General features: G+C 37.5%; 9 protein-coding genes and 1 pseudogene. 7 read left to right on the forward strand and 3 right to left on the reverse strand.

Annotated elements, in window-relative coordinates; genetic code table 11:
• Together R3333_RS07930 and R3333_RS07935 are read left to right on the forward strand one after the other, a co-directional pair.
• Positions 1–1,266, forward strand: a pseudogene (locus R3333_RS07930) (hypothetical protein); the annotation flags it as partial.
• A gap of 84 nt (positions 1,267–1,350) precedes the next feature.
• Positions 1,351–3,264 (forward strand): phospholipid carrier-dependent glycosyltransferase, encoded by a 1,914-nt coding sequence (locus R3333_RS07935; protein ID WP_318958253.1) that lies wholly within the window; start codon positions 1,351–1,353, stop codon positions 3,262–3,264.
• Here R3333_RS07935 and R3333_RS07940 read toward each other — a convergent pair.
• Positions 3,261–3,824, reverse strand: coding sequence for a hypothetical protein (locus tag R3333_RS07940; RefSeq protein WP_318958254.1), 564 nt, complete (start codon positions 3,822–3,824; stop codon positions 3,261–3,263). The two genes, R3333_RS07935 and R3333_RS07940, sit on opposite strands and share 4 nt — an antisense overlap.
• A 121-nt stretch (positions 3,825–3,945) precedes the next feature.
• Positions 3,946–5,337 carry a dihydrolipoyl dehydrogenase gene (gene lpdA / locus R3333_RS07945; RefSeq protein ID WP_318958255.1) on the reverse strand — a complete coding sequence of 464 codons (1,392 nt, stop codon included), beginning with the start codon at positions 5,335–5,337 and terminating at the stop codon, positions 3,946–3,948.
• Positions 5,338–5,656: 319 nt separating this feature from the next.
• Here lpdA and R3333_RS07950 point away from each other — a divergent pair, with 319 nt between their 5' ends.
• Positions 5,657–6,157 (forward strand): hypothetical protein, encoded by a 501-nt coding sequence (locus R3333_RS07950; RefSeq protein WP_318958256.1) that lies wholly within the window; start codon positions 5,657–5,659, stop codon positions 6,155–6,157.
• 175 nt (positions 6,158–6,332) lie between these two features.
• On the opposite strand, the gene R3333_RS07955 is transcribed toward R3333_RS07950, so the two are convergent.
• The gene (locus R3333_RS07955; RefSeq protein ID WP_318958257.1) at positions 6,333–7,187 is read right to left on the reverse strand and encodes a DUF817 domain-containing protein; all 855 of its coding nucleotides are present in this window, start codon (positions 7,185–7,187) and stop codon (positions 6,333–6,335) included.
• A gap of 175 nt (positions 7,188–7,362) precedes the next feature.
• Here R3333_RS07955 and R3333_RS07960 point away from each other — a divergent pair, with 175 nt between their 5' ends.
• The 4 genes from R3333_RS07960 to R3333_RS07975 form a co-directional block, all read left to right on the forward strand.
• Complete coding sequence (locus tag R3333_RS07960) at positions 7,363–9,069, forward strand: hypothetical protein (RefSeq protein WP_318958258.1); 1,707 nt, start codon at positions 7,363–7,365, stop codon at positions 9,067–9,069.
• 349 nt (positions 9,070–9,418) lie between these two features.
• Entirely contained in the window at positions 9,419–10,051 is a 633-nt protein-coding gene (locus tag R3333_RS07965) for a hypothetical protein (RefSeq protein WP_318958259.1), read from the forward strand.
• Between the two features lie 309 nt (positions 10,052–10,360).
• The gene (locus R3333_RS07970; protein ID WP_318958260.1) at positions 10,361–10,855 is read left to right on the forward strand and encodes a hypothetical protein; all 495 of its coding nucleotides are present in this window, start codon (positions 10,361–10,363) and stop codon (positions 10,853–10,855) included.
• The coding region (locus R3333_RS07975; RefSeq protein WP_318958261.1) for a hypothetical protein at positions 10,852–11,456 on the forward strand (605 nt) is incomplete at its 3' end. The genes R3333_RS07970 and R3333_RS07975, both read left to right, overlap by 4 nt.

Consider the following 11,456-nt stretch of genomic DNA (forward strand, 5'->3'; position numbering starts at 1 on the left):
AAAGCAAGTGCACTGCGCCTTTCTAATGGTGGTGTTATTCGTAGAAAGAACAACAAAAGTTATGTAGTTACTTGGCCAACCGGCGAACAAGTGATGATTGATTTTAGAAGATCTGGATCTTTTGATTTTATGAATATTAACGTTGAAGTACCTACGTGTAATGCTGGAGAATATACCGGACTTTTAGGTAATGCCAACGGAAGAAGAAATGACGACCTTGATTTGAGTTCAGGTAGATTAAACGATATAGGTTTCACTGCGAGTGATAGTGATGTGTTTGGAGGTTTAGGAAGAACTCAACGTGAAAAAGAAAGAGAATACTTAAGATATATAGCGCGTGATTATGCATCTGTTTATAGAGTAAATATGGTCACAAGTTTATTTGATTATGGATTGGGTCAAAACACAGCGACGTTTACAGATTTATTATTCCCGCGTCAACATAGATCGGTAAGTGATATTCCTCAGGGAAGAAGAAACAGAGCAAGAAGAAGATGTTTGGAACAAGGTATTGCTCCAGAAAACATGAACGCTTGTATATTCGATGTAGCTTTTGTGAACATAGATCCAGAGCCGCGCAGAAGAATTCCAAGGGCGACAGATGGAGTTGATTTTACACCAACGCCAAATTCAGGTAGAAGACCTTCTAGTACTTTAGGTCCGAACCAAACGCCATCATCAAATACAGGAAGAATTCCAGGAACTAATCCAAATGGGAATGTAGATGGAGAAGTGCAAGGTGGAACAACCTTAACGGGGGGCGAAGCAATCAAGGCACCGGTTAAGTTAGACTCTAGTTTTGGTGGAGATAAGCCACAAACTATAGTACGTCCAGAAAGTGAGGTGCCAACGAGAAATGAAAACCCTCAAAGCATCACCACAGAAAAGAAACCCACGAAGGTAGTTCCAGTTGTTAAACCTGTGGAGGAAACAGTTAAAAAGCCGGTTCCACAGCCAAAACCTGTTGTGAAGCCAGTGCCTCAACCAAAAGAGGTGCGTAAACCGGCAAGGAAAATTACTACACCTCCTAAAACTGCCCCAAAACCAACTCCGACCGTAATTGCGCCGAAGAAGCCAAGGGTAACTCCAAAGCCGAAACCAAGGCCAACAACGCCGAAAGTAGTGCCAAGACCAAAACCCACGCCAAGACCGGCACCTAAACCACGTGCTACACCAAAACCAAGACCGGTGGTGAAACCAGTACCGAAGGTAACCCCAAAAAGAACGCCTACTCCTAAACCAGTGGTTAGGCCGAGTAGGAGATAAGAATATAAAGTAGAAAAGAGTTGCTCAATTGTGGGCAACTCTTTTTTTGTTACATTCGTAACAACTGTACTATTACTCTTTATTATGTCTAAAAAAGCAACTGCGAAGAAGCCAAACCCAATCACGGCTATTCTTAAAAAAGCTACACTCTACTTTTATTTGTTAATCATTTGCGTAAGTTATTTTTCAACTTACCCAGAAACCTATGATGAAAAAATATTCTTAGGAGGTGATAATGCTGCTTATTATTTGTTGGGGAAGGCGATTGCTGACGGAGAAGGATACGTAAATGCGCATTTAGTAAATGGAACGGAGGCCAATCACTTTCCTCCTGGGTATAGTTATGTTATAGGGCAAGTACTTAAAATCACAGATGGAGATATACAAACCATTAAACATCTCAATGGATTCTTTTTCTTATGTGTGCTATTACTGATTTTCTTTATTGCCAGAAAACTTAGTCAGAATGATCATCTTGCCTTTGCTACTTCACTTTTCATCCTCTTCAATATGCATTATTTGATGTATTCAAGTATAGTTATGTCGGAGATGATTTTTGCCTTTTTCTCCCTGCTTACCATATTTGCTTTTCTAGCGCGAAAAGAGGAAGTTCAATTTTATAAATCACCGTGGTATTATTTGGCTATTATCTCGATGATTTTTGCCATTTATATAAGAACCCAAGGTGTAGTCTTTCTAGGTGTTTGGATACTCTGGGGAATCCTTAAAAAGAACTGGATGCCAATGATCATCGGAGTTTCTATTGTTGTTTTGGCTTTATTGCCGTGGCAAATGCGTTCTTCTCGCCTGGGAGGATCGGGCTACCAAAAACAATTAATGATGGTGAACCCTTACAACAAGAGTTTGGGTGAAGTTGACTTCTCTGGATTCTTAACACGTATGGGGAACAATGCCACACGTTATTTAGGAAAAGAAATTCCAAGTTCTATTACTCCAAGGTTTTATGTGAATTATAAAAAGGATGCCACAGGTGTGGTTCCTGGACCTACGGTAGGTGGATATTTACTAGGGAGCTTATACCTTGCTTTGATAATTTTTGGAGCGTGGCGCTTGAAAAAATGGCGTTGGTTTTTACTCTTTTATTTAGGGGGGAATCTGGCTGTATTCTTATGTTGGCCAGATGTATGGTTTGGTGTGCGCTTTATGTTCCCAGTTATTCCTTTGGTGAGTTTCTTGATATTTTATGGACTCTTTGAACTGGTAAATATACTCGTGCAAAAAAGGAGTAAAAATCAAAAACAACTGATTCCTGCAGCAGCGCTTCTTTTGTTGTTGTTGTGTACACTTCATATTGAGCCATATACGAAGTACAAAAATAAAGCGAACAACCCATACCCTTTGAATTGGAGAAACTACATGGATTTGTCTAAGTGGGCCAAAGAAGGATTGCCAGAGGGTAGTGTTGTGGCGTGTAGGAAACCACACTTGTTTGCGATTGAATCGGATAAAAAGGTTTCTTCTTTTAAGTATACTGCTGAACTAGATACGGTCTTAGCTGGGTTAATAGACAAAGGAGTTACACATGTAGTAGTGGAGTCTATTGGGTTTACAGCAACCTTTAAATATTTGTATCCCACTGTACAGAAATACAGAGATAAGTTTAGGATGATACACCGCGTAGATCCTGAGGAGATTTTACGACAAAAAAATCCGGAGGCTTTTAAAGGAAAGAACTCTACAGGTGCCTTTATTTTTGAGTTTAATCCAAACGTGGGATATTTTGGTGAGTTCGATGAGAACAACAAAAGATCTGGATTTGGAAAATTTGTAAGAACAGACGGAACTTTGTTTGAGGGAGAATGGAAGGATGGAATGTTACACGGTGAAGCCATGTTTGTAACTCCCCAGGGCGAAAAATACGAAGGTGAATTTGTGCAAGGTAAAAGGCAGGGAGAATTTAAATTTACAGATTCTACACAAACCGTTTACAATATGGTGTTCCAGCAAGATTCACTTATTTCTAAAACAAAACTTTAAAGCGGTTGAGCTTTTTGTCTTTCACTCTCAAAATACCAGCGATATAAAAGTTTTAAAATTTCCAAGCGTATAAATGGATGCTCAAATTCAAGGGCGTCCAGGTGTTTCATGTAACGGTCAAAGACACCTGAAATATGAATGTTCTCTGAGCTGGTGTAATACAAGTTTAAATCAGACTGTAATGCGTAATAGGGCGTTTGTGTTAAGCGAAGTGAGTCTATTCCGAATGATTCGCTTAAACAGCTTTGTAAATCTTGTGGATTTAACGTTAACAAGGGTGCTTTCGGAGAAATACGAATGGGATAGCTGTCAAAATAGACCTCGCTAGAGAGTTCCTGTAATAAGTTGTAATAAGAGGTATAACTCGCATCCTCAAGTAAATGATAAGTAATTAAGTCTTCTTCGAAAGCAAGTAATGTGTCTGCGGCATTAATACCATAGCCTTCGTAGTAGTTGTTCTGACATATTTCAACAAAGTCGTACACTTCTTCGTGTTCACTTTTACAACTCACTCCTAAGCCCAATATTACAGACAGTATCCAGTACTTCTTCATATTCATTTTTAAAACTTTTTCTTAAGAACGAAAAAGTCCTGGTAAAATTACCAGGACCCTTTCATAAATTTATATTTCATCCTTGGAGTGTTCAATAATTTAGAATCTCCAATTTCAAATTTCAAATCTATAAGTGAATTACTTCGTCGTAAGCAGCTGCAGCAGCTTCCATAACGGCTTCACTCATTGTTGGGTGAGGGTGAACTGTTTTGATCAATTCTTCACCTGTAACTTCTAATTTACGGATAGCAACGATTTCAGCAATCATTTCAGTAACGTTAGCACCGATCATGTGACCACCTAATAACTCACCGTATTTTGCGTCAAATACCAATTTAACGAATCCATCTTTTGCACCAGCAGCACTTGCTTTACCTGAAGCAGAGAATGGGAATTTACCAATCTTTAATTCGTAACCAGCATCTTTAGCTTGTTGTTCTGTCATACCAACAGATGCAACCTCTGGAGAACAGTACGTACATCCTGGGATGTTTCCGTAATCCAATGCTTCTGGGTGGTGACCTGCAATTTTCTCAACACAGATAATTCCTTCAGCAGATGCAACGTGTGCTAATGCTGGACCAGGAATAACGTCTCCGATTGCGTAGTAACCAGGCATGTTTGTTTGGTAGAAATCGTTTACTAAGATTCTTCCCTTATCTGTAACAATTCCTAAATCTTCTAATCCTATGTTTTGAATGTTTGCTTCGATACCAACTGCAGAAAGAACAACATCACACTCGATAGTTTCTTCTCCTTTTTTAGTTTTTACCAATACTTTACATCCATCACCTGAAGTATCAACAGACTCTACAGAAGATCCTGTTTTTACTTTGATACCTTGTTTCTTTAATGATTTCTCTAATTGCTTAGATACGTCTTTATCTTCAACAGGTACAATATTGTCTAAGTATTCTACAACCGTAACTTCTGTTCCGATAGCATTGTAGAAGTAAGCGAACTCAACTCCAATAGCTCCTGAACCAACAACTACTAATTTCTTAGGTTGTTTCTTCAAGGTCATTGCCTCACGGTATCCGATGATTTTTTCACCGTCTTGTTGCAAGTTTGGTAATTGTCTAGAACGTGCTCCAGTAGCGATGATTACACCTTTATCTGCCGTGTACACCTCTTTCTTACCGTCTTCTGCCGTAACTTCAACTTTTTTACCTGCTAATACTTTACCGTTTCCTTTAAGAACATCGATTTTGTTCTTCTTCATCAAAAACTGTATACCGTTACTCATACCATTGGCAACACCTCTAGATCTTTCGATCATTCCGTCGAAGTTTACGCTGCTGTCTTGTACGTTGATACCGTAATCACTCGCATGACTAATGTATTCGAATACGTTGGCACTTTTTAATAAAGCTTTGGTAGGAATACATCCCCAGTTTAAACAGATACCTCCAAGAGATTCACGTTCTACAACTGCTGTTTTTAATCCTAACTGAGAAGCACGGATGGCAGTAACATATCCACCAGGTCCACTTCCTACAACTATAATATCATAATTCATAACCGAATATTCTTAAATTATTTAACGTGTGCGAATTTAAGCAATAATTGGGAAAAGTGAAATGAAAGCAAGGGAAAAGGCTCGTATTAATCTCAGGTGAAAAAAGTGCTTGGAGAAACCCTATTGTTTTTCATAGAACCATGTATAGAAAGGAGTAAAGGGCTTAACATGACCTTAACAGGTTGTTAAAGTTCTTAATATGTTTACAATGAATTCATAATACCACGGTAAAAATTAGGGAAAGTGTCCCCTCTACTTTTGTGCTTGTTGCTAGCAACGAGAAATTAAGTTTTTGTTAGCGCGAGATAAAACCGAAATTATGAATGTAAAGAAATTAAGTGCCTTTGTTGTATTGCTAATTTTTGCTGTTACCTCCTGTAAACGCCAAGAAGTGTTTAATTACCATTATCACAATACAACTTCTTCTGACATAGAGATTGTAGAATATAGAGACAGTATTGGTCCTACTTACTATCATTTGCCTGCTCAAGAGGAGAGCATAGAAAGTTCAGGTACTTTAACGCGAGGTAATGCTGTGTTTAGAATGAACTACGTAGATTCTCTAAAGATGATTTTTAGTGGGGGTAAAACCTTGACTTTTTACAATGTAATTGATGCAGAAGTAGATGTTTTTGGTGAGCAATTACCTTCAACCCAAACTAATAAAGATGTGGATAATAAGGTGTATGGTTATGCGACTGATGGTTTGGGTAATATTTTAAAAGAGGAAAACTGGAAGTTAGAAACTACCTTCGGAGAAACAAGAACGTGCAATTATTATTTTGACATTAGTGATGTTTATTTGCAACATGCCAAATAATATCTGTTTTGGGCAAGGGGCAAACTGAAAAGCTTGTTGCCGCATAAAATTAGGAAGCTAGATCTACAAGAGCGACTTTAACGAAGCTCCTTGTAGGTGTTAAGCTTCCTTTTTTCGTGCAAAATAACTTGTAGGGGCGACCCGGTTTTTGGAGGCACGGAAAAAATGACGCCAATTAATATTGCTGCACTTCACCTTGTTTATGTACGTCTTTACTGAAAAATCTTTTCAGCTGCACTACGATAATAATGCTAACGATGACCAATAAGCTCCACGAACTTAGTTTACCGAAATCTACCATTTGCCAACCTTTGTGTTGGTAGGTGTATTGCCAAGCGCCAAGAAAAGTGGCGATGTTCTCTGCCAACCATAAGAAGAAACCAATGAGGAGAAAAGATAATAACAAAGGCATGCTACGTTGCCGACCATTGGTGGTAAAATGAACCTTGCTTTTTCTGAAAACGAGCAGCAGTAAAGCAACGATATACCACCTTAAATCTTGTATAAAAGCGTTGCTGAAAAAATTGAGGTAAATCGCCAGTCCTACCGGAATTGCGAACCTGTTCTTAGGCCAATTCGTAATTTTAAGGGAAAAATTGTCCCAAGCTCTACATACATAACTTCCTACACTAGAATACATAAATCCACTGTACAGAGGCACGCCCCAAACTTTAAAAAAGGCATCTTCAGGATAGCTCCAGGAACCTGCGTTTACTTTGTGGACTTCCATGATGAACCCCAAGAGGTGAAAGCCCATGATGACCAAGACTTCGCGCTTACTTTCTATGCCCGTAAGTAATAAGGCGACTTGGGCCAGAATGCAGGCGACAAAGAGAAAATCGTACCTGTGCATAAAATTTAACCCGAGCATGTTAGAGAGTGCCAAGACCAGAAAAATATACGCTGGGAAAATGCAACTCAAGGCATTTTTATAGGTGAAAACCGTGAGTTCGCTCAAGAATGCCTTTGTTTTAGAATGACCTTCTTGTAAATAAAATGTAGAGAGGATGTGTTGATGTAGTTTTTTCATGCCATAGAATTGAAACCTAAACTAGCAACTTCATGAAAGTATTGTTTGGAAAGTGTTAAGAAATCGAAATTAACAGTAGACGGACCGTAAGAATTACCTGTTTGGAAAATCACGTTGGAAATCTTAGGAAGCCTATAAAATTTCTATTTTTGAGCTTCAAACAAAAGTGAAGACAATGCATTATCATTTTTCTATTCCAGAAGCACAAACGCAATATATAAATATAGCTGTTGAAATGACCACAGCCGAAGCGCAAACAACTTTGCAATTTCCTACGTGGCGTCCGGGACGTTATGAATTAGGGTATTTTGCTAAAAACGTGCGCTACTTTAAAGTGACCGATGCAGAAGGAAAAGAAATTACGGCTACAAAAACAAGTCATAGCGTTTGGACGGTAGATACTGCAAGTACAGACAAGATTACTGTTAAATACCAATACTACGCTGCCGAGTTAAATGCAGGTTCTACTTTCTTAGACAAGACCCAATTATATGTAAACCCGGTAAACTGTTGTGTGTACAATCCTGCGTTGATGGAGGAGAAGTGTACAGTGACTTTTGAGGTTCCTGAAACATGGCAATTGGCGAGCTCTTTTGATAAGGATGGTGATGTTTACAGTGTAAAGGATGTGCACGAATTGATGGACACACCCTTTATTTGGTCGCCTAACTTGCAGATGCAGACTTATGAAATGGGAGAAACCTTGTTTTACGTTTGGTTTAATGGTGAGGTAAAACCACAATGGGATAAAATCATCAAAGATTTCAAAGCCTTTACAGAGAAACAAATTGAGAAGTTTACTGAATTTCCGGTGAAGGAATATCACTTTATCTTCCAAATTACACCCTATAAATTATACCATGGGGTAGAGCACCAAAAATCTACGGTAATTGCTTTAGGGCCATCTTACGCTGTGTTCGAAGAATTGTACACTGAATTCTTGGGAGTAAGCTCGCATGAGTTGTACCACACGTGGAATGTAAAAGCCATTCGTCCTATAGAGATGATGCCTTACGATTATACCAAAGAGAATTATTCACCTATGGGGTACTTGTGTGAAGGGGTAACCACCTACATGGGAGATTTGTTCTTGATGAAAAGTGGGGTGTTTGACATGGAGCAGTATTTTAAAGAAATGAAGGTACAGTTGCAACGTCATTTTGATAATCATGGAAGATTTAACCACTCTGTAGCAGAATCTAGTTTGGATACGTGGTTGGATGGATATGTACCAGGTGCGCCAGGTAGAAAGGTGTCTATCTATGTAGAAGGATGTTTGATGGCTTTTGTAACGGATGTAATGATACGCCGCCACACCGATAACAAACGCGGATTAGACGAGGTGATGCGTCAATTGTACTTTAATTACGGTGCCAAAGGTATAGGGGTGAGCGAAGCAGATTACAAGGCGATGATAGAAAATGTGGCCGGTGTAAGCTTTGACTGGTTGTTTGATGAATACTTGCATGGAACCAAAGGTTATGAAGCGATTTTATACGATTGTTTTGAGTACTTGGGAATAGAGATGTTGCATGAGCCTTCTAAAAAATACAGCGAAGGTCGTTTAGGGTTTAAAGTCTTGGAAAGCGCAACTTCTTGCGTGCTAAAAGCCATTTACCCAGGCGGACCAGCAGACATGGCCGGAGCGATGTTAGAAGACAACGTGGTTGCGGTAAACAACTGCAAAGTAAATGGTGATTTAGACAAGTGGTTAAACTACTTCGATGATGATATCAAAGTCTTGACCGTTGAAAGAAAAGGTCAGCTCGTAGAATTGACCATGCCAGAAGTTCAGCGTTATTTCTACTCAACTTACGATTTGAAATTAACAGAGAACCCCGATAAAAACCAGAGGTTTGCATTGGATGCGTGGAGCAAGTAAATTTGAAATTGGAGATTGGTCCTTCGGCTCCGCTCAGGAACCTGAATTGGAAATTGAGTTTTATTATAGAGAAAACCGGTGGTAATGCATCGGTTTTTTGATTCGAGGGTTCAAGGGTTTGAAATTCGTGCTATTTTTATCAGAAAAAACGTAATTGAAAAAGCCATACAATAGCGCACTTAAAGTCATTGTAAAGAAGTTAATTCTATATCTTTTAGTTCTAGCTTTTATTTCAATTTTGTTCAATAAACTTGATTTTATAAAAATCGACAGGTTTAGAATGATTTTGGCAACTTCATTCCTTTGTTCTGTTTTATTGAGCTACTCTATCTTCCGGTATTTTAAAAAAATGGAGGACAATCCATATACTCGAACAAAAGAAGTTCGTTCATGGTTAGATTTTCAAAAATTTATAATGCTATTTAGTTTTACCTTACTCTTCTCTTTAGAGATGGATGTTGTCATGAAATTTTCTGGTTCAACAGTATTTGTCAATGAATTTAGTGAACTTAAAGATGATAGACCAAAATATCTTTATTTGAAGGAGTGTGACATCAATAAAGTTGACAAGCATTCTTTTTTCATACGTAGGAATGGAAGGTCAAAGAGCTTAAAAGCTTATTTGTATTTGGTGTCCGAATTTTCATCACAAGATAAAATAGTTAAAATTTTTCAGTGGTCTTTATCTACAGATTTAAGTGATCAACAGGCACATGAGTCAACAGTGGAAATCGAGAAACAATTTGATGAAGAGACTGTGAAAAGACTAATGTCAAAAACGGAATATTATGAAAATATCATAGGAAGTAAGTATGATGACAGCTATAATCGATTTATTGATAACACACCGCTGAAATCTCTGTATGTGATAAGGAGTAGACCTTTTTCTTCAGAAGTTTATTTGAGGTTTTTTTATTTTATTCTTTGCCTCTTGTTTATCTATACCCTTTTCAATGTCTTGATTAGACAAAGGGTTCAATAGTATTGCATTTAACTTCTTATAAAAGAAATTAGATATTTCAAGTTAACAGAGAACCCCGATAAAAACCAGCGGTTTGCTTTGGATGCGTGGTCTAAATAATTCAAAATTTAAGGTTCAAAATTCATCTCTCGGCTCCGCTCGAGAACCTTTTGTTCAAAGATTTAATTAAAATATCATTGAGTTTTGCGCACTATGTTGTTAACACCACACCCTTCCATCTAAACATCTAAACATCTAACGGTCTAAACGTCTAAATGTCTTATAAATCTATTAATTTGGCGTTTAAAGGTAAGTTGATAAAGTAATAATATGACAACATCTCAAAATCAACTCTGGCAAAAATTGGAAGCATTTGAATTGGATGATATTGATTCATCGTTTACATTTTCGGATAGATTAGCTCGAGAAAATGGATGGTCGTTAGAGTATAGTTTAAGAGCCATTCAAGAATATAAGAAATTCATTTTTTTAATTTGCATCGGTAATCGAGCAATGTCTCCATCTGATGAAATAGATCAGGTTTGGCATTTACACCTATTGTATACGCATTCCTATTGGGTAGAAATGTGTAAGGAAACAATTCAAACACAGATTCATCATGGACCTACAAAAGGGATTGAAGAAAGAGGGACGCATAAAGATTTATATCAACAGACCTTATCTTTTTATTATGATGTTTTTGGAAAAGTACCCCCTGAAGACATTTGGCCAAAAAGTGAAATTCGATTTAAATCAATTAACTTTACTCGTGTAAATAAAGATCAGAACTGGATAATACCTAAATTTAAACTATTCAAAAAATGAGTGACCTTTCCAAGCTAAAGCCAGCTGAGACCCTTTTAATAATGAAGGGCGAAAATGCTGCCTTTAAAGACCTAATGAAATATACTTTAATGGACCTTATCCTTAAGCAGGTGCTAGAAATAAAAGAAACAGTGAGGAGAGTGAAAAGAGGGAGAAGGTTTAAGGATAAACGAATAAAGTATGTAGTTAAAGGAAATAATTTTGATAATTATTCACCGAATATTTTTGAAATAATTTATCTCTCAACTTATCAACACACACCTGAAATAAAAATTGTTTTAAGCAAACTAATTAAAGTGGCTTATAGCGCTGCCAAAACAGAAGAAGAGTATAGAAATTGCATACTGGAAACACACCCCTTCCCAAAATCATTTAAAAAAAGTTTTTTCCAAAAATATTTTGGTGGTGTCTCTATAACTGAAGAAGGAAAAGAACGAAAATCTATGATCGATATTCAACTTTCAGAGATTGACAATAAGTTTGATAGCTTACTTAAAGATAATCCGAAAGAGGCACTTTCTCTTTTACTAGAAATAGGTGGGAATATCTTCCTTTTAAAAAATATTGATTTTGAGTTACTCAGAAAAATTGATAAATCAAT

The sequence above is a fragment of the Lishizhenia sp. genome (assembly GCF_033720595.1).
In the GTDB taxonomy this organism is placed as follows: Bacteria; Bacteroidota; Bacteroidia; order Flavobacteriales_D; family Crocinitomicaceae; genus Lishizhenia.

What these genes read in the sequence shown, in the direction of transcription:
- R3333_RS07935 (WP_318958253.1), top strand. Translation starts at nt 1,351, where the DNA reads ATGTCTAAAAAAGCAACTGCGAAGAAGCCAAACCCAATCACGGCTATT.
- R3333_RS07940 (WP_318958254.1), bottom strand. Translation starts at nt 3,824, where the DNA reads ATGAATATGAAGAAGTACTGGATACTGTCTGTAATATTGGGCTTAGGA.
- lpdA (WP_318958255.1), bottom strand. Translation starts at nt 5,337, where the DNA reads ATGAATTATGATATTATAGTTGTAGGAAGTGGACCTGGTGGATATGTT.
- R3333_RS07950 (WP_318958256.1), top strand. Translation starts at nt 5,657, where the DNA reads ATGAATGTAAAGAAATTAAGTGCCTTTGTTGTATTGCTAATTTTTGCT.
- R3333_RS07955 (WP_318958257.1), bottom strand. Translation starts at nt 7,187, where the DNA reads ATGAAAAAACTACATCAACACATCCTCTCTACATTTTATTTACAAGAA.
- R3333_RS07960 (WP_318958258.1), top strand. Translation starts at nt 7,363, where the DNA reads ATGCATTATCATTTTTCTATTCCAGAAGCACAAACGCAATATATAAAT.
- R3333_RS07965 (WP_318958259.1), top strand. Translation starts at nt 9,419, where the DNA reads ATGGAGGACAATCCATATACTCGAACAAAAGAAGTTCGTTCATGGTTA.
- R3333_RS07970 (WP_318958260.1), top strand. Translation starts at nt 10,361, where the DNA reads ATGACAACATCTCAAAATCAACTCTGGCAAAAATTGGAAGCATTTGAA.